14 protein-coding genes and 1 pseudogene are annotated in these 17,732 nt (G+C 72.4%); 9 read left to right on the top strand and 6 right to left on the bottom strand.

Going from position 1 to position 17,732, the window contains the following annotated elements:
- Window positions 1–35: 35 nt before the first annotated feature.
- The 4 genes from WME76_RS26705 (at window position 36) to WME76_RS26690 (ending at window position 5,325) form a co-directional block, all read left to right on the top strand.
- Complete coding sequence (locus tag WME76_RS26705; RefSeq protein ID WP_437955104.1) at window positions 36–2,189, top strand: bifunctional serine/threonine-protein kinase/formylglycine-generating enzyme family protein; 2,154 nt, start codon at window positions 36–38, stop codon at window positions 2,187–2,189.
- 78 nt (window positions 2,190–2,267) lie between these two features.
- Window positions 2,268–2,984, top strand: coding sequence for an STAS domain-containing protein (locus WME76_RS26700; protein ID WP_437955103.1), 717 nt, complete (start codon window positions 2,268–2,270; stop codon window positions 2,982–2,984).
- A 138-nt stretch (window positions 2,985–3,122) separates the two neighbouring features.
- A complete protein-coding gene (locus WME76_RS26695; RefSeq protein WP_437955102.1) occupies window positions 3,123–4,301 on the top strand; it encodes an oxygenase MpaB family protein in 1,179 nt (392 codons plus the stop codon).
- 121 nt (window positions 4,302–4,422) lie between these two features.
- Window positions 4,423–5,325, top strand: coding sequence for a hypothetical protein (locus tag WME76_RS26690; RefSeq protein ID WP_437955101.1), 903 nt, complete (start codon window positions 4,423–4,425; stop codon window positions 5,323–5,325).
- 41 nt (window positions 5,326–5,366) lie between these two features.
- Here WME76_RS26690 and WME76_RS26685 read toward each other — a convergent pair.
- Window positions 5,367–5,957, bottom strand: a pseudogene (locus WME76_RS26685) (aldo/keto reductase); the annotation flags it as partial.
- A 35-nt stretch (window positions 5,958–5,992) separates the two neighbouring features.
- On the opposite strand from WME76_RS26685, the gene WME76_RS26680 reads away from it, so the two are divergent.
- Window positions 5,993–6,568, top strand: a complete 576-nt coding sequence (locus tag WME76_RS26680; protein WP_437955100.1) for a LysR substrate-binding domain-containing protein — start codon at window positions 5,993–5,995, stop codon at window positions 6,566–6,568.
- Window positions 6,569–6,643: 75 nt separating this feature from the next.
- On the top strand, window positions 6,644–7,468 hold the full coding sequence (locus tag WME76_RS26675; RefSeq protein ID WP_437955099.1) for a hypothetical protein: 825 nt from the start codon (window positions 6,644–6,646) through the stop codon (window positions 7,466–7,468).
- A gap of 46 nt (window positions 7,469–7,514) precedes the next feature.
- On the opposite strand, the gene WME76_RS26670 is transcribed toward WME76_RS26675, so the two are convergent.
- Both WME76_RS26670 and WME76_RS26665 read right to left on the bottom strand, forming a co-directional pair.
- Window positions 7,515–8,141 (bottom strand): SRPBCC family protein, encoded by a 627-nt coding sequence (locus WME76_RS26670; protein WP_437955098.1) that lies wholly within the window; start codon window positions 8,139–8,141, stop codon window positions 7,515–7,517.
- 251 nt (window positions 8,142–8,392) lie between these two features.
- The gene (locus WME76_RS26665; RefSeq protein ID WP_437955097.1) at window positions 8,393–9,139 is read right to left on the bottom strand and encodes an alpha/beta fold hydrolase; all 747 of its coding nucleotides are present in this window, start codon (window positions 9,137–9,139) and stop codon (window positions 8,393–8,395) included.
- Between the two features lie 98 nt (window positions 9,140–9,237).
- Between WME76_RS26665 and pgm the strand changes: the two genes are divergently transcribed.
- Complete coding sequence (pgm, locus tag WME76_RS26660; protein ID WP_437955096.1) at window positions 9,238–10,884, top strand: phosphoglucomutase (alpha-D-glucose-1,6-bisphosphate-dependent); 1,647 nt, start codon at window positions 9,238–9,240, stop codon at window positions 10,882–10,884.
- A gap of 58 nt (window positions 10,885–10,942) precedes the next feature.
- Here pgm and WME76_RS26655 read toward each other — a convergent pair whose 3' ends face one another.
- Window positions 10,943–13,276, bottom strand: coding sequence for a DNA polymerase II (locus tag WME76_RS26655; protein WP_437955095.1), 2,334 nt, complete (start codon window positions 13,274–13,276; stop codon window positions 10,943–10,945).
- 458 nt (window positions 13,277–13,734) lie between these two features.
- On the opposite strand from WME76_RS26655, the gene WME76_RS26650 reads away from it, so the two are divergent.
- Entirely contained in the window at window positions 13,735–14,418 is a 684-nt protein-coding gene (locus tag WME76_RS26650; protein ID WP_437955094.1) for a DUF4142 domain-containing protein, read from the top strand.
- A 68-nt stretch (window positions 14,419–14,486) separates the two neighbouring features.
- Here WME76_RS26650 and WME76_RS26645 read toward each other — a convergent pair whose 3' ends face one another.
- Both WME76_RS26645 and WME76_RS26640 read right to left on the bottom strand, forming a co-directional pair.
- The gene (locus WME76_RS26645) at window positions 14,487–15,656 is read right to left on the bottom strand and encodes a zinc-dependent alcohol dehydrogenase (RefSeq protein WP_437955093.1); all 1,170 of its coding nucleotides are present in this window, start codon (window positions 15,654–15,656) and stop codon (window positions 14,487–14,489) included.
- Window positions 15,657–15,658: 2 nt separating this feature from the next.
- A complete protein-coding gene (locus WME76_RS26640) occupies window positions 15,659–16,438 on the bottom strand; it encodes a hypothetical protein (RefSeq protein ID WP_437955092.1) in 780 nt (259 codons plus the stop codon).
- A gap of 324 nt (window positions 16,439–16,762) precedes the next feature.
- Here WME76_RS26640 and WME76_RS26635 point away from each other — a divergent pair, with 324 nt between their 5' ends.
- Window positions 16,763–17,614: a CIA30 family protein gene (locus WME76_RS26635; protein ID WP_437955091.1), complete on the top strand. Its 852-nt coding sequence runs from the start codon at window positions 16,763–16,765 to the stop codon at window positions 17,612–17,614.
- The last annotated feature ends 118 nt before the right edge of the window (window positions 17,615–17,732 follow it).

The following is a 17,732-nucleotide window of genomic DNA, read 5'->3' as shown; positions in this document are numbered from 1 at the left end:
GGGCGAGGCCGGCGGTGTAGACTCGCGCCGCGAGCATGGCACCTTCGGATCCCTTCGGCTGGGTGGGCGCGACGATCGGCGGCAAGTACCGGCTCGACGCCGTGATCGGGGAGGGGGGATTCGGCGTCGTCTACCGCGGTCATCACCTCGGCCTCGACGAGCCCGTCGCGGTCAAGTGCTTGAAGTTGCTCAGTAATCTCGCCCCGGCCGAGCGCGAGTCGTTCCAGCGGATGCTCCTCAACGAGGGCAGGCTCCTCCACCGCCTCTCGCGGGCGAACGCCGGCATCGTGCAGGCGCTCGACGCGGGCGCCGCCGTCTCGCCGTCGGGCGAGTGGACGCCGTACCTCGTGCTCGAGTGGCTCGACGGCGCGCCGCTCGACCGCGACATCGCCGAGCGGCGCGCCCGCGGCGAGGCGGCGCGGCCGCTCGCCGAGGCGGTCGCCCTGCTCGCGCCCGCGGCGCACGCGCTCGAGGCCGCGCACGCGCAGGGCGTCGCCCACCGCGACGTCAAGCCGGCCAACCTGTTCCTCGCGGAGATCGGCGGCCGGCCGACGATGAAGGTCCTCGACTTCGGCATCGCCAAGGTGCTCAGCGAGCTCTCGAGCATGACGCAGGCGATGGCCCAGACGGGGAGCACGCTCCGGGCCTTCACGGTGCATTACGGCGCGCCGGAGCAGTTCCACCACCGCTTCGGCGCGACAGGGCCGTGGACCGACGTCTTCGCGCTCGCCCTCGTGCTCATCGAGGTCGCGTCGGGCAACCGCGCCCTGCTCGGGAGCGACCTCACGCAGCTTTACATCGCCGCGACCGATCCGGCGTTCCGCCCGAGCCTGCGCGCCGCGGGCACGACCGCGCCCGAGGCCGTCGAGGCGGTGGTGCGCCGCGCGCTCGCGGTCGACCCGCGCGAGCGCTACCGCACGGCGGGCGAGCTCTGGGCAGCGCTCGAGGCCGCGATGGCGACGGCCGCGTCTGCAGAAGCCGGAGCGCTCGCAGCGGGCGATCCGCCGGGCGGCGCGGCGCCTGATGGAGGAGCACCGGGCGTCGCGGGCACGGCGCACGCGGCCACGGGCGCCGCGCACGCGGCCGGCGGCGCGGCGCACGCGGCCGCGGACGCCGCCGCGCTGGGCCTGGCGGGCACGGCGCGCGCGCCGGCTGCGATGTCGACAGCCGCCGGCGCGCTGCCCGGGCCCGCGCCGTCCCTCACCACGATGCGCGGCCTCACCGCGAGCGCCGCGCCCCCGGCCGCGTCGCATCCGGCGCCGCCCCCGGCCGCGCCCGCGGCCGCCCCAGGCGCTCCGCGGCGGCGCCTGCTGCTTGCGCTCGGCTCGGCGGCCGCGCTGGCCGCCGTCGCGATCGCCGTCGCGCTCGTCCGGCCCCGCGCCCGGGAAGCCGCGCCGCCGCCGCGCGCGCGCGACGGCCTGACCGCGCCGCCGGTCAAGCCATCGCCCTCGCCCGACATGATCCGGGTGCCGGCCGGCCGGTTCACGATGGGCAGCGCCAAGGGGGGCAAATCCGAGCGGCCGCCGCACGAGGTGACGCTCACCCGCGCGTTCGACCTCGATCGCACCGAGGTGACGGTCGCCGCGTACCAGCGCTGCGTCGAGGCGGGCCGGTGCACGCCGAGCGGCCTGCACGGCCCCCGCGCGACAGACGCCGACGTCGCGCAGCGCGGCGCGCTCTGCTCCGCGGCCGACCCCGCGAAGGCGCAGCACCCGGTCTCGTGCGTCGATCAGGCGCAAGCGGCGGCGTACTGCGCGTTCGTCGGCAAGCGGCTCCCGACGGAGGCCGAGTGGGAGTACGCCGCGCGCGGCGCCGACGGCCGCGAGTTCCCGTGGGGCAACGACCCGCCGGGGTGCGCGCAGGCCGTCGTGTCGCGGTCCCCCGCGCAGGCCTGCGGCGGGCGCGGCACGCAGGCCGTCGGCTCGGCGAAGGCGGGGGCGAGCCCCTCGGGCGCGCTCGACATGGCGGGCAACGTCTGGGAGTGGGTGGCCGACGGCTGGGACCCTGGCGTTTACGCGAAGGGCGCCCGGACCGACCCGCTCGTCCCGGCGACCGGCAGCAAGGGCGTGCTCCGCGGCGGCTCGTGGGACTTCTCGGCGAGCTCCGCCCGATCGACGTACCGGCTGGCGTTCGATCGCGAGGCAGGCGACGTCTCGACCGGCTTCCGCTGCGCTCGCTCGGCCGACTGAGCGCGACCCGCCCTGCGCCGAGAGGTCACCTTCCTGCCGCGCCGGAGATAGGCTATCTGTGAGATTGCACAGGAGCCCATGCAAGAACCCGAGAAGATGATCTCCTTCGAGGAGCGCCGAATGCAGCGCGTCATCAACGCGGTTGCGCTCGCGTCCGCGGGAGAGATCGAGGTCGCCTTGAAGCTCCTCGATGGTGTCGAGCAGGACTCCTTCGGGGTGGTCGAGGAGGCGCTGCGCGTCTTCCTCTCCGAGCTCTCCGAGGCCACGCAGCAGAACACCCAGGCGCTCGCCGCGCTCGCCGCCTCCAAGCGCGAGCTCGAGAGCCAGCTCGAGACGATCCAGCGCCAGGAGCGCGCGATCCGGGAGCTCTCGGTGCCGATCATCGACATCTGGCACGGCATCCTCACGCTCCCGCTCGTCGGGCTGTTCGACTCGGTGCGGGCCGTCGAGGTCACCGAGCGGCTCCTCGCGCGCGTCGCGGACGACAGCGACGTCGAGTGGGTGATCCTCGACCTCACCGGCGTGACCGTCGTCGACACGATGACCGCCCAGCACCTCATCAAGCTGGCCCAGGCCGTGCAACTCCTCGGCGCGCGCTGCATCCTCACCGGGCTGGGCGGTCACGTCGCGGGCACGCTCGTGACGATCGGCGTCTCGCTCGACGAGCTGAGCCCGATGCGCAGCCTCCGGGAGGGGCTCAGGTTCTGCCTGGCGCAGCGCAAGACATACGACCTCACCGAGGTCATCCGCCGGAGCGCCGAGCGGATGGATGCGTCGCGCGAGACGGACTCCTGACCGTCGAGACGTCGACCGGAGAGCGCGCGGTGAGCGACACCACCGCTCACGCGCTCGCGCCGGCGCTCGCCGGGCGCCCCGCGCGCGGCGCGTCTTTGCCGAACGCCGGCCGTGTGCCAAGGGATTCGAACCCGCCGCATGAAGCACCCGCCGATCCCTGCTCGTTTCCAGGACACCGCAGAAGCCCGCCGCCGCTTTGGTGATCAGCTCGATCGCCTGGCCCCCTTCCTGCACCGCGTCGATCCGGTCGCCGACGCCGTCGTGGACGCGTTCGCGTCGATGCCGTCGGGGCAGGGCTTCCGGCAGCTCGAGGCCGCCCTCGCGCGCGGCATCGACGCGGTGCCCGACGCCCCGGCCGAGCTGCGCGCGCTCTTCGCGGCGGTCGATCACGTGCCGCTCTGGGTCGACTGGGAGGCCGTGAACCGCGGCGGGACGGCGTTCCTGCGCACGGGCATGCTCGGCGGCATCCTGCTCGCGATGCAGGCGCTCATCCTCGGGTACGCCTCGCCGGGCGGGAACAAGCCGCTCGTCTTCTCGGGGAGGCTCCGCGAGCAGGCGCCGCGCCGCCTCGGTGAGACGAGCCGGTTCGTCCACGCCGTGAGCCTGGCGGGCGGGATGCGCCGCTCCGGCGAGGGCTTCGCGATCACCGTGAAGGTGCGCGTCATGCACGCCCAGGTGCGGCGCCTCATCCGCGCGAGCGGCCGGTGGAAGACGGAGCTCTGGGGCGAGCCGATCAACCAGCACGACATGGTCGCGACCGCGCTGCTCTTCTCGGTCGCCGTGCTCGACGGCTTCGACAAGCTCGGCTACCACATCCCGCCCGCGCAGAAAGAGGACCTCATCCACCTCTGGCGCTACGTCGCCCACGTCATCGGCGTCGAGCCGGAGCTCATCCCCGGGTCCTACGCCGAGGCGAGGCGCCTCGCCGAGATGATCTTCCTCACGCAGGGCGCCCCGGACAACGACTCGCGCCTGCTCGTGAGCGCGCTGCTCTCCCACGGCATCAACAGCGGGTGGACCGACCGCCAGCGCCGTCGCGCCGAGCAGCTCGTCGCCGTCTTCTGCAGCGTCTCCCGCAGCGTGCTGGGCGAGGATCTCGCCGATCAGCTCGGGGTGCCGCGGCAGAGCTCCCTCCTCACCGTCCCGCTCCTCCGCGCGATCGCCGCCGCCTCGAGCCGCGCGCACGCGCTGCCGTCGCTGCAGGACTTCGCGCTCGACCTCGGCGATCGCTACTGGCAGCGCTCCGTCGCCATCGCCCTGGGCGGCCGCCCGGCCGACTTCGCGCCTCCGGAGGGGTTCGTCGGCAGGAGGACGTGAGGGACGGCCGCCGCGCGGCCAGCCGAGCGCGATGCGGAGCTCCCCGAGGCAGCGTCCCGGGCTCGCGCCACGGGAGGTCGGGGTTGAAGCGCGCTCCGGTTCTGCGGTACGGACCTCCGTCATGGAGATCATTTCCTACGGTGGTTGGAAGCGCGCTGCGCGGCTCGTCTGCGGCGACACGGAGCTCGTCGTCACCCTCGACATCGGCCCGCGGATCATCCGGTATGGCGTCGTCGGCGGTCCGAATGAGCTCTCCGAGATCCCCGAGGACCTGGGCGCGACCGGCGGGACCAAGTACAGGTTCTATGGCGGCCACCGGCTCTGGATCGGCCCCGAGGACGAGCAGCGGACGCTGCAGCCCGACAACGATCCGGTGGACTACCGGGAGGAGAACGGCGCGCACGTGTTCCGGTCCCCGGCGGACAGGTACGGAATGCAGAAGGAGATCCGCATCACGGCGGACCCCGCGGCGGGCAGGTTCGTCCTCGATCATGCGATCGAGAACCACGGCGCCTATGCGGTCGAGTTCACGCCGTGGGCGCTCACCGTGATGGCGGGCGGCGGCGAGTGCCTGTTCCCGCACGCCCCGTTCTTCCCGCACCCCGACCGCCTCCTGCCCGCGCGGCCCCTCGTGCTCTGGCCGTACACCGACATGGCCGATCCCCGGTGGACCTGGGGGAAGCGCGTGCTCCGCCTTCGGCAGGTGGCCGGCAAGGGCCCGCAGAAGGTGGGTATGCTCCTGAGCCAGGGCTACGCGGCGTACGCGAACCACGGGAACGTGTTCCTGAAGCGGTTCCCGTTCGTCGAGGGCGCCACCTACCCGGACATGGGGGTCAATTTCGAGACCTTCACGGACCAGAACATGCTCGAGGTGGAGTCGCTCGGCCCGCTGCAGCGCGTGGCGCCGGGCGCCCGCGCGCAGCACCGGGAGGCGTGGTATCTCCTGAAGGGCGCGCAGCCGCCCGCCGACGACGGCGCGTGCGCGGATTGGCTCGAGGCGGCCGCGAAGCAGAGGCCGCTGTGAGCCGCAGATCCTGAGTCCACCGCCAGCGCGATCAGCTCAGCTCACCGCCGCGCGGCGAGCTTCACGTCGCCGAACATCACGCCCCGGGTCATCGGCCGCGCCAGGAAATCGTGCGGGAAGCCGAGCTCGACGGCGCTGGCCTGGTCGAGCCGGGCGCGCTGGCCGTCCGTCAGCCGCACGTCGAGCGCGCCGAGGTTGTCCTCGAGCTGCTGCAGCGTCCGCGCGCCCATGATCGGCGCGGTCACGGCCGGGTGGAGCAGCGCCCAGGCGAGCGCGATCTGCGCCGGCGTCTTGCCGCTCTCGGCCGCGACCGCCTTCACCACCTCGGCGATGCCGAGGCCCCGCTCCGTCAGCGAGCCGTTGGCGGCGGCGACGTTCTTGCGCGTGCCGGAGGCGGCTGCCGTGCCGCCGCCGGCGTCCAGATCGGCCCTCGTGTACTTCCCGGTGAGCACGCCGCTGCCGAGCGGCGACCACGGGATGACCCCGAGGCCCATCTCCTGCGCCATCGGGATGAGCTCCCGCTCGACGGTGCGCTCGATGAGGCTGTATTCGATCTGCAGCGCGACGACCGGCGACCACCCGCGCAGGTCCGCGATCGCCTGCATGCGGGAGACCTGCCAGGCCGGCGTGTCTCTTCGGCCGGTTCCTCGAGGCGCACCCGGACATCGTGCTCGACGTGGTGGTCGAGGACGCGATCGCCGACATCGTCGCGCGCCGCTTCGACGCCGGCGTCCGGCTGGGCGAGCGCCTCGAGAAGGACATGGTGGCCGTGAGGCTGAGCGGTGATCTCACGATGATGGCGGTGGCGTCCCCGGGCTATCTCGCGCGCCACGGCGTCCCCGCGACCCCGCGCGACCTGCACCGGCACCGCTGCATCAACACGCGGTGGCCGACGGACGGCAGCCTGTATCGATGGGAGTTCGAGAAGGGGAAGCAGTCTCTCGAGGTCGCGGTCGACGGCCCGCTCATCGTCAACGACGTGGACCTCGCGCTGCGCGCCGCGGCGGACGGCGTGGGCATCGCCTATGTGTTCGACGAGCAGGCGAGGCCGCTGGTCCAGGCCGGGAAGCTGACCCAGGTCCTCGCGTCCTGGTCGCCGTCGTTCCCGGGCTTCTATCTGTATTACCCGAGCCGCCGGCAGACGCCGCCGGCGCTGCGCGCGTTCGTCGACTTCGTTCGCCGCGCGGGCCCGCCGGAGGCGAGGGCGCGGCGCGCCCGCCCCGCCGTCAGCGCGAAGGGGTAGATAGACCCGAGGGAACCGGCACCAGGCCTCCGCGAGGCCGTGGACCGCGCCGGCGCGGCGGTGGTAGGAGGAGATATGGCGAAGAGGCGCGCAGCATGGATGTGGGCGGCGTGGACGCTCGCAGCCGGCGGGTGCACGACGCTCGCGGGGCTGGACGACCCCTACCACCCGGTGGAAGAAGCGGGCGGCGGGTCGGGCGGTATGTCCTCGGTCACGGCCAGCGCGGCCAGCGGCGGGGCGGGCGGGGGCGAGCCGGCCGGCTCCACGGACGTCGATCTGATCGACGACATGGAAGACGGCGACGGCGCCATCGAGAAGGCGGGCGGCAGGGCCGGCTACTGGTACAGCTACAACGATGGGACAGGCACGCAGACTCCCCCGGTCTCCACGGAGGAGCTGCACGTCGGGTTCCTCCCGGAGGCGCTCACGCCGCCGCGCGGCCAGAGCACGATGGCGATGCACACGGTCGGGTCCGGCTTCACGGACTGGGGCGCCGGGGTCCGCTTCCCGCTGAACCGCCCCGACATGGTCGCGCTCGCCTATGACGCGTCGGCGTACACAGGTATCGTGTTCTGGGCCAGGCTCGGCGACGCGGGCGCGGCGACGACCATGAAGGTCAACATCTCGGACACCGTCTCGGAGCCCGCGGGCGGGATCTGCGATGAGTCGGCGGGCGTGGGCGACCCCGATCGGTGCTACGATCACTGGTCCTACGACGCGAGCCTCGGCGCGGAGTGGTCCCAGGTCGTGATCCCCTTCGAGGAGCTCGCGCGAGAGGGCTGGGGCGCCGACCCCACCGCAGAGGCCATCGACCTCGCAGCGCTCTACGCGATCGAGTTCCGGTTCGCGCAGGGCGAGGATTTCGACGTCTACATCGACGATATCAGGTTCACCAGGTGACCGCCTGAGAGGCGCGGGGGCAGGCGCGGCTCGACGCCAGCCCCGGTCAGGGTGAGAATCGGGCGATCAGGTTGCCGAACTCCTGCGCAACCACCTCGCTCAGCGGATCGAAGGAGACCCCTTCCGTCATGCGGAAATCGCGCACCCACACGAGCTCCGTGCGATTGCCGCAAGCCTGGAGCGTCAGGGTCGATTCGAGCTCCTCGATCCCGAGGGACGGCTCGATCAGTCGGTATTCGAACCGGTGCTCGTGATGGTCGCGGGCCACGACGAGCAGCCGGATCAGGCCGCCGTCGAGGACGAAGTTCAGCTCGTCGCCCACCGACTTGCCGTTGCCAACCACCCAGTGCAGGTCCGTGGCGTTCGGCAGCGCGATCTCGAAGAAGCTCTCGAGAGAACCCAGCTTGGCCCAGACTTTCCCGACCGGAGCATCGAGCAGGACCTGTTGCTCGGAGCGATAGCGGTCCGGCCCGGTGACGGTGATGACGGACTGGGTGGGGAGGTCGCACGCGCAACCGAGCGCGAACGACTGTTCAGCCGTCTCCTCCGCAGTCGCCTCCAGGGCGCAACCCGTGACAAGCAAGCTCCCGCCCACGATGCCCGCCAGGCAGGCGGTATTCTTCAGTCGTGAAATCACTGTGATACTCCCTTCGATTTCGCGCCCCTGCGCCACCGTGCCTCCAGGGGGCACGCGTGCGCTCGTACCGGGCGCGGTCCCTGGCTACACCGCGAGCCGCTCATGGCGGCGCGTGTAGACCGAGGTTTCCATGATGTCCAAGAATGCGTGCGAACGATAACATATGGAAAGTATTGCGCAATAACTGAACGTCTGGCCGGCTGTGCTTCTCCGGCTCCGGGCGCATTCACGACAGTCGATCTCGGCGCGGCGCTCGATCGGTGCTTGTCGCGGCGCCGTGACGCGCTCTACGGATCGCCGGGACGGCCCGGCGCAGCGCTCCCGGGTCGAGCGGCCGCGCGCCTCAGGAAGCCCTCGATCGCCCGCGCCGACGCCTCCGGCGCGAGCTGCAGCACGAGGTGCGGCGCGTCCACGGTGACGCACTCGAGGTCGGGCCGCATCCGGCAGAGCTCGCGGAGCACGCGCGGCGGCACGAGCGCGTCGCCCGCGGCGCCCAGGTAGAGCAGCGGCACCGCGCAGCGCTGGAGCAGCGGGCGCGCATCCACGGACAGCACCTCGCGCACGCGCGCCGCCATCACCGCAGGATCGACCGTCTCCACGTTCGCGGCCACCCGCTCGAGCCAGTCGGCGGACGCGCGCGCGCCGACGAGGTAGCGCCGCGCGACGAGCTCCGGCGCGCGCCGGCGGAAGAGCCACGGGCCGACGAGGTGCCGCGCGAGCGACGGGACGAGCCACACCGGGTTCGTGACGAAGGTCGCCACGAGCACCACGCCGACGAGCCCTCCGGGGCGCCGGCAGGCCAGCCTGAGCGCGAGCGGCCCCGAGAACGACTCGCCGAGCAGCGCATACGGCCCGTCCGCGGGGAGGCGCTCCGCGACCATCGCCTCGAGGGCGTCGTAGTCGAGCGCCCGGTCCGCGGGGTAGGAGACCACCTCCGGCGCGATCTCGCCGGACAGCGCCGAGAGGAAGGGCTCGAAGAGCGCGCCGGTGCCGTCGAGGCCGGGGAGGAGCAGCAGCCGGAGCGGCGCGTTCACGGCCGCGAGCATCCCCGAGCGCCACCCGCGCGGCAATCCGGCCGCAGCGCCTCGCGCAGGGCTTTGCTCGTCCCGCGCGCTCGGCTATGCGGAGGCCCATGCCGCTCCACCCCCTCGCGGGCCGTAAAGCCCCGCCCGACGTGCTGATCGATCCGGACAAGCTGCGCGCGCAGTACTACAGCGAGAGCCCCGACCCGGGCGACCCGCAGCAGCGCGTCGCGTTCGGCACCTCCGGCCACCGCGGCTCGGCCGCGCGGCGCAGCTTCAACGAGGCGCACGTGCTCGCGGTCGCCCAGGCCATCTGCGAGTACCGCGCGAAGCAGGGCACGACCGGCTCGCTCTACCTCGGCATGGACACGCACGCGCTCTCCGAGCCGGCGCAGCGCTCCGTCATCGAGGTCTTCGCCGCCAACGGCGTCGACGTGATCTTCGCCGAGCGCGACGGCGTCACGCCGACGCCGGTCATCTCGCACGCGATCCTCACCCAGAACCGCGGGCGCACCTCGGGGCTCGCGGACGGCGTGGTGATCACGCCGTCGCACAACCCGCCCGACGACGGCGGCATCAAGTACAACCCGCCGAACGGCGGGCCCGCGGACACCACCGTCACCGGCTGGATCGAGGATCGCGCCAACGAGCTGCTCCGCGGCGGCAACGCGGGCGTGAAGCGCGTCCCCTACGAGGCCGCGCTGCGCGCGCCGACGACGCACCCGTACGATTACATCGGCTCCTACGTCGCCGATCTCGGCAACGTCGTGGATCTCGAGGCCGTGCGCGGCGCGAAGCTGCGCATCGGCGTCGACCCGCTCGGCGGCTCGAACATCGCGTACTGGGGCCCGATCGCCGACAAGTTCGGGCTGGATCTGACGGTGGTGAACCAGGCCGTCGACCCCACCTTCAGCTTCATGCCCCTCGATCACGACGGCAAGATCCGCATGGACTGCTCGTCGCCCTACGCGATGGCGAACCTCATCGCGCTCAAGGACGACTACGACCTCGCGTTCGGCAACGACGCCGACTCGGATCGCCACGGCATCGTCACGCGCAGCGCCGGGCTCATGAACCCGAACCATTACCTCGCGGTGGCAATTTTTTATCTGTACCAGAACCGCCCGCACTGGCGGTCTGACGCGGCGGTGGGCAAGACGCTCGTCTCGAGCAGCATGATCGACCGGGTGGCGAAGCACCTCGGCCGGCCGCTGCGCGAGGTGCCGGTCGGCTTCAAGTGGTTCGTCGACGGGCTGCTCGACGGCTCGCTGGGCTTCGGCGGCGAGGAGAGCGCGGGGGCCTCGTTCCTGCGGCGCAACGGGCAGGTGTGGTCGACGGACAAGGACGGCATCATCCTCGACCTGCTCGCCGCCGAGATCCTCGCCCGCACGGGCCGCGACCCCGCCGAGCACTACCGCGACCTGACCGAGCGCTTCGGCGCGCCGCTCTACACGCGCATCGACGCGCCGGCCACGCCGAGCGAGAAGAGCGTGCTCAAGAAGCTCTCCCCCGAGGCGGTGCGCGCCACGACCCTCGCGGGCGAGCCGATCACCGCGAAGCTCACCCGCGCGCCCGGCAACGGCGGCGAGATCGGCGGGCTCAAGGTCGTCGCCGAGAACGGCTGGTTCGCCGCGCGGCCCTCGGGCACCGAGGACGTCTACAAGATCTACGCGGAGAGCTTCAAGGACCAGGCGCACCTCGATCGCGTGCTCGACGAGGCGCGCGCGATCGTCGCCGACGCGCTGTCGGCGAGGTGAGCTCTGGCGCGTCCGCGCGGCGCCGCGCGTGCGTGGCGCCGTGGGACGCGGCGCCAGCTCAGAACAGCGAGAGCTGCCGCTTCGCGCCGGTCATCGCGTCGAAATCGGGCCCGCCCAGCCACCGCAGCACCGAGTCAGCGATCGGCCTGAGCTGCTGCGACACGTAATGGTCGTAGTCCGGCGGCGCCGTCGTCTGGCCGACCGGCTCGGGCCCCGCGCGCGTGATCACGTACGCCACGATCCGCCCCACGTCGCCGGTCAGCTTGCGGGCCGCCTTGACGTGCGGCGGCGTCGTCTTCGTGTAGGCGCCGAGCGGCTTCCGGAGCGCCTTCTTGTAGACGAGCTCCGCGTCGAAGCGGCCCGCGCGCAGGTCGGCCACGAACGTCCGCACGAAGGCCTCGACCGGGCGATCGTGGAACACCAGGTCGAGCAGCTCCCGCTGGAAGCGCCGCGCGACGGCGCTCGCGTCGCGCCGGACCGCCTCGAGGCCGACGATCTCGAGCTTGTCGCCCTCCCCGGCGACCAGGCCCGCATACCGCTTCTTGCTGCCCTGCGCGGCGCCGCGCAGCTCGGGCAGGAGGAAGCGCGCATAGACCTTCTCGAACTCGAGCTCCAGCCGGCTCTCGCACCCGAAGGTCCTCCCGATCTCGGCGGCGACGGAGGCCGCGACGGCGTCGCGGAGCTCCTCGGCGCGGGCGAGCGCGCGCGCGGCGTCCGGCTCGCCGATATCGACGAAGAGCGAGTCGGTGTCGCCGTAAAGGACCCGGTGCCCGGCCTTCCGCACCGCCTCGGCCGTCAGCCGGATGACGTGCTGGCCGGCGCTCGTGATCGCGTTCGCGACGGCCGGGGAGAACAGGCGCGACGCCTGGGAGCCGAGCACGCCGAAGAGCGAGTTCATGAGGATCTTGATGGCCATCGCGCCCCGCTCGTCGCCCGCCCGCCGGGCGTCGGTCCGCTCGTCCCAGAGGCGCGCGACGAGCTCGGGGAGGATGCCCGGCTCGCCACGCCGGAACGCCGCGCCGCCCGGCGTCACGATGAGCGCCTCGGGCGGCGCGCCGTCTCCGGCGACGAACGTCAGCGGGTCGATGTTGAAGGTGCGAATCAGGCTCGGATAGAGGCTCTTGTAATCGTACACCACGATGTTGCGGTAGAGCCCGGGCACCGGATCGAGCACCAGGCCGCCGGCGATCTCGACCTCTCCGTCGGGCGCCTCGCTCGACACCGACGGCGCGACCTTGCCGCGGGCGCGGAGCGCCGGCAGGTACAGCGAGTCGATCGCGGCGATCTGCGCGCCCACGCGGTCGACCTGCATGCCGGTGAGCAGGCTCCTCCGCACCGAGAGCTCGACGAGGCCGGTCTTCGCCAGCAGATCCCGCACGAGGCGGGCGTCCTCGAGGTTGTACGCCGCGAGCGTCGCCGGGTCGTCGCGGTACGACGCCTCGATCTGCGCGCCCCGGTCGTCGGACCCGAACAGCTTGCCGCGCCCGAGGATCGTCTGCGCCGCGGTCTCGAGGCGGTAATCGTCGAGCCGCATGAAGGCGCTGCGGAGGAGCGCGAGCCCGTCGAGGACCACGCGCCCCGGGAGGATGGCGCGCGCCTCGCGCGTGAAGCCCGGGTCGCGCAGGATCGCGATCTCGTCGGCGCCCCGCCCGAGCGCGCACGACAGCCCGGCGCGGCGGCAATAGCGCTGGATCGCGGGCAGATCGAAGTCCGGGATGTTCCAGCCGGTGAGGACGTCGGGATCGACCTCCGCGACATAGGCGAGGAACCGCTCGAGGACCGCGCGCTCGTCGGGGAACCGCTCGACGTAATCCGGCAGGCCGCCGGGCACGGGCGCGTCCCGGACGAGGAGGCAGCGCTCGCCGCCTGCGCCCGCGAGGCCGATGCAAAAGAGCTGCTCGCCGTCGAGGCTCGTCTCGATATCGAGCGACAGCACGCGCAGCTCCGGGACGAAGGTCGCGGGGGCGAGATCCGGGTTGCGGTACACGCGCCCCACGCCCGGGTGCAGCTCGAACGGCCCGGAGACCGCGAATGCCCCGCGGATGCCGCGATCGATGAGGAAGCGGTAGGCGAAGCGCACGTCCGCCTCGAGGCAGTCGGCGCCGGCCTCGCCGAGCCGGTCGCGCAGCGCCGCGGCGTCCCGGGGCAGCGTGGCGTCGACGCGCAGGACCGGCTCTCCGTCGAGGGTCTCGAGCGCCGCGCGGGAGACCCGGTGGCCCGCGATCCGCCGCGCGATGTCCTCGTCGCGCGCGCGCACGAAGAAGTAGGGCCTGAACCTGTCCTCGATGACGAGCGCCGGCGCGCCGTCCTCCATGACCGCGTAGAGATGGATTTCCGGGCATCCGGAGACGACCCGGGTTGTGGGCGTGAGGATGAAGCCGCGGTCAGGCATGGTCGAGCGCGTGAGCGCCTCCGGACGAGCTCATCGCCAGAGGGCGGGGCGGACGGCTCCGCGCCGAGCTCCACTTGACCACCGGGGCCGGCCTCCCGCAAGCCCTCTGTCCCCCGCGGCGACGGGGATTTCCGGGGATCGCGCGCGCTCCGGGCGCCACGGCTCCGCCGGAGAGAGCGTCTTTCGCGGAGGCGATCTCGACTCCGCGGGTCGCTGCGCCGGGCGGCGGGGCGTCGGCCCTTGACGCGAGGCCCTGAGACGCCGCGCCGTCGGTCTGCCCGGGTGCGCGGCGACTGCCCTTCCTGCGCCTCGTCGCGCGCCGAGATGAGCAGCGCGGTCCCGCCGATTCCGTCGAGAGCGGGTCCGCCGATTGCTTAACAGCTCCGACGTAGTGACCCGCGGGCATCCATGGATTTCTCCGTGAATCGCCCCGCGGAAACCAGGGAAGGGAAACACCCATGATGCGCCATCATTTCAAGCATCGCGTCGCGGTGCTCGCCGCGCTCGCCGCGAGCGTCGTTGGCAGCTCTGCGCACGCGTCTGGCCGGGGCGGCTACGCTCAGCAGAGCGCGCAGCTCTCTCCGCAGCAGCAGGTGAGCCAGCAGCAGGTGAGCCAGCAGCAGGTGGGCCAGCAGCCGGCGCGCCCGCAGAGCCCGCAGATCCAGGTATCGGACGGCGCGCTCGCGGCGGTGATCTCGGCCTCCAACCAGCTCGAGATCACCCAGGCGATGATCGGGCGCAGGCAGGCGCGGTCGCGCGAGGTCAGGGACTTCGCGCGGGAGATGCTGGAGTCTCACAGCCAGTCGGAGCGCCGTCTGGGCGCCCTCCTCGTGCGTCTCCGGATCAAGATGGAGCCGACGCGGGTGAGCTCGATGCTCGTCGGTCATTCCTCGCTCGTCGCCGCCTATCTCCGCCGGCGGCCTGCCAGGGAGTTCGACCAGGCGTTCATCGCCACGCAGGTGATGACGCACCGTTACACCCTGCGGATGCTGGACGAGCAGCTCCTCCCGAAGGCCAGGAATGAATCCCTGAAGCAGGAGCTCCAGCGCATCCGCGGCGAGGTGGTCACCCACCTGGAGCGCGCGCAGCAGATCCATGCCTCGCTGGCCAAGCAACAGACAGCCTCCGAGCAAGGTCGTTAGCTCGCCGATCCACCCCCCACCCACCGTAGGCCCCGGCGAGGGAGCGCCCTCGCCGGGGGCCGGGCACTTCAGGGCGCGAACACCGCCCGCATGCACCCCTGCGCGCGCTCCTCGAACAGCCGGTATCCTCGCGGCCCGTCGTCCAGGCACATCCGGTGCGTCACGAGGTACGACGGATCGATGTCCCCCCGCTGCATGAGATCGAGCATCCTCGGGATGTACCGCGGCCCGTGCTGCTGGCCGGTCCTCACGATGAGCCCCTTGTTCATGAGCGCGCCGAGCGGGATCTTGTCGGCGAGCCCGGAATAGACGCCGATGATCGACACCGTACCTCCCTTGCGGCACGCCATGATCGCCTCGCGCACCACGAGCGGCCGGTCGTTCTGCAGCCGGAGGGCCTGCTTCACCCGGTCGACCGCGTGCTGCAGGCCCGCGCCGTCGGCCTCCATGCCCACCGCGTCGATGCAGGCGTCGGGCCCGCGCCCGCCCGTCATCTCGCTGAGCGCCTCCAGCACGTCGACCTCGTCGCAATTCAGGATGTCGGCCCCGCCGTGCGCCTTCGCCATCGCCAGGCGATCCGGGATCCGGTCGATCGCGATGACGCGCTCGGCGCCGAGGAGATAGGCGCTCTTGATCGCCATCTGGCCCACGCCGCCGCACCCCCACACGGCCACGACCTGGCCCGGGCGGATGTCGCAGAGCTCGGCCCCCATGTAGCCCGTCGTGAGCGCGTCGGACGCGAACAGCGCGCTCTCGTCGCGCACCCCGTCGGGCACCTTGAACGCGCCGTGATCCACGAACGGCACGCGCACGTACTCCGCGTGGCTCCCCGCGAACCCGCCGAACGCGTGCGAGTAGCCGAAGATCGCCGCCGTCGTGTCCCCGAAGACCCGATCCTCCACCGCGTGGTGCGGATTCGAGTTGTCGCAGAGCGACCACAGCTCGCTCTGGCAATACACGCATTGCCCACACCCGATGATCGACGAGACAACGACCCGGTCTCCCCGCCGGACCTTCTTCACGTCGGCGCCCGTCTCCACGACCTCGCCGAGGAACTCGTGCCCGAGGATATCGCCCGCCTTCATGGTCGGGACGTACCCGTGGAGCAGGTGCAGGTCCGAGCCGCAGACCGACGAGAGCGAGACGCGGACGATCGCGTCCTGCGGGCTGAGGATCCTCGGCTCGGGCACCGACTCCGCGACGACGTCATTCACCCCGTTCCAGCAGATCGCTCGCATGGTCACGTCCTTTCACGGCCTGTCCGGCCGGACGGTTGCCCCACCGTCGTCGGGATCTCGCCGACCTCGATCCATTGCCTCAGCCGCCGCATGTCGCCCCGCAGCCGCCGCCTGGGCAGCTCCGCCATCAGCGCGGCGGCCACGCGCGCGATGGCCCCTCTCGGCCGCGCGCCGGGCAACACGGCCTTGATCTCCGTGCCCCGCTCGCCCGGCGCGCCGGCGAGCGACACGAGCCCTGTCCTCCCCCGCGCGCGCCCGCCCGGGCCCGCCGCCCAGATCGCGGCGTCTCCCTCGCCCGCGCCCATCTCCACGCTCCCGACACCCTGCGTGAAGCGCCGGACGCCCTCGGCGTCGTGCAGCGCGCGCAGCACCGCCGCGCGCGGCCTGCTCACCGTGAGGCTGCTCGCGACCCGCGGCTCCGGGACCCCGAGCGCCCGCAGCACCGGCGCCGCGATCTCGGCCCCGAGCGCCGGCCGCTCCTCGGACAGCCCGGTGACCCGCCCGTAGGCGCGGTATGCCGCCGTCTCCACGCGGCTCCAGAGCCGCCGCGCGACTCCCCTCCTCGCCGGCAGCGGCGCGCACGCCGCGCGCTGCGCTGCCGCGGAGCCGTGCCCTCTCGGCGAAGCTGTCTCCCGCTGCGCCGGGGGCGCGCCCTCGCTCCCGCCCCGGGCCCGGTCCGCGGCCTGCTCCCCCCGCTGCGCGGCCTGCTCCCCCCGCTGCGTGGCCTGCTCCCCCCGCTGCGCGGCCGCGCGCGCGCGCTGGATAGCCTTCGCTCTTCCCATCTTTCCTCCTTCGAGCCTCGTCCCGAGTGCCCGCGAAGGCATGTTGCAATCAGACGGCCACTCGCGATGATCCAGCCGCTCACGTCCAACGACGCTCCGCGCGCTCCATCGTCGCTGCGGGCGACCACAACCAGGACTTCGCCGCGAAAGCGCGCTTCACGGCGCACGAGGAGCAAGGTGGATTGCAGTGAGGAGAGAAGAAGGTTGCGATGGCTGAACTTCCAGGCGATACTCGGCGCGCCAGGACGCTCTTCAACCTTAATCACATGATGTCCGGCATAAGGCGACTCCTGATTAGCCTACGTGTACATACGGAGATAACGTATGAAGAATAGAATTTTCCTGCGTAGCTTGAACCTGGTGCTCGGTGGTCTGGCGATTGCGGCCTTCGTGGCGTGCGGCGACGACGGCGACGGGGGAGCCGGGGGCGCGGGCGGCGGCACCGGCAGCGGCACCACCACGGGCTCCGGGGGCGCGACGTCGGCCTCCTCGGGGGGGACGGACGCTGCGTCGACCTCCTCGTCGGCGGCCTCGACGACCTCCGCGACGACGGGTGCGGGCGCCGGCCCGCAGTCGCTCGAGATGATCGACGACATGGAGGACAACGACAACGCCATCAACGCCGCCGGCGGCCGGGTCGGGTACTGGTACACCTTCAATGACGGGACGGAGGGCGCCACGCAGCAGCCGCCGCCCGATCCGGAGGGCACCGGCGAGACGCCGTTCACGATGACGGAGCTGGCGCCGGCGCGCGGGCAGAGCGCCTACGCGGCGCGCTCGTGGGGGTCCGGCTTCACGGCGTGGGGCGCCGGGTTCGGCTTCGATCTGAACAGCCCCGAGGGGGCCAAGGCGGCATATGACGCCTCGGCGTACACCGGCATCACGCTCTGGGCCAAGGGCACCACGAGCGCGACCGTCATGATCTCGGACCCGGGCACGGATCCGGAGGGCGGCGTCTGCACGGACGAGTGCGATAAGTGGCAAAAGTCGCTCCCCCTCACCGAGGAGTGGCAGCAGTTCACCATTCCCTTCGCGGACCTGAAGCAGGGCGGCTGGGGCACTCCGGCGGGCACGACCGCGATCGACGCGTCGAAGCTCTACTCGATCCAGTTCCAGGTCGGCATCGACGACGCCGAGTTCGACGTCTACATCGACGATCTCGCCTTCTACAACTGAGCGCCCTCGCGCTCGCCTCCCGGGGGCCCTCGTCCTGAGGGCCCTCATCCACTCTGCGCCTGCGGCGTCTCCCAGCGAGCCCGAGCCACGGCCCGGGCCGCGCGGCTCCTGTCTGCCC

The organism is Sorangium sp. So ce119 (assembly GCF_051524405.1).
Classification (GTDB): Bacteria; Myxococcota_A; Polyangia; order Polyangiales; family Polyangiaceae; genus Sorangium; species Sorangium cellulosum_G.
Note: the sequence above shows the minus strand (reverse complement) of the source record. Positions and strands in the feature narration are given on the sequence as shown.

Coding starts and splice junctions, on each gene's coding strand:
- WME76_RS26705 (WP_437955104.1), top strand. CDS start 36: ATGGCACCTTCGGATCCCTTCGGCTGGGTGGGCGCGACGATCGGCGGC.
- WME76_RS26700 (WP_437955103.1), top strand. CDS start 2,268: ATGCAAGAACCCGAGAAGATGATCTCCTTCGAGGAGCGCCGAATGCAG.
- WME76_RS26695 (WP_437955102.1), top strand. CDS start 3,123: ATGAAGCACCCGCCGATCCCTGCTCGTTTCCAGGACACCGCAGAAGCC.
- WME76_RS26690 (WP_437955101.1), top strand. CDS start 4,423: ATGGAGATCATTTCCTACGGTGGTTGGAAGCGCGCTGCGCGGCTCGTC.
- WME76_RS26675 (WP_437955099.1), top strand. CDS start 6,644: ATGGCGAAGAGGCGCGCAGCATGGATGTGGGCGGCGTGGACGCTCGCA.
- pgm (WP_437955096.1), top strand. CDS start 9,238: ATGCCGCTCCACCCCCTCGCGGGCCGTAAAGCCCCGCCCGACGTGCTG.
- WME76_RS26655 (WP_437955095.1), bottom strand. CDS start 13,276: ATGCCTGACCGCGGCTTCATCCTCACGCCCACAACCCGGGTCGTCTCC.
- WME76_RS26650 (WP_437955094.1), top strand. CDS start 13,735: ATGATGCGCCATCATTTCAAGCATCGCGTCGCGGTGCTCGCCGCGCTC.
- WME76_RS26645 (WP_437955093.1), bottom strand. CDS start 15,656: ATGCGAGCGATCTGCTGGAACGGGGTGAATGACGTCGTCGCGGAGTCG.
- WME76_RS26640 (WP_437955092.1), bottom strand. CDS start 16,438: ATGGGAAGAGCGAAGGCTATCCAGCGCGCGCGCGCGGCCGCGCAGCGG.
- WME76_RS26635 (WP_437955091.1), top strand. CDS start 16,763: ATGAAGAATAGAATTTTCCTGCGTAGCTTGAACCTGGTGCTCGGTGGT.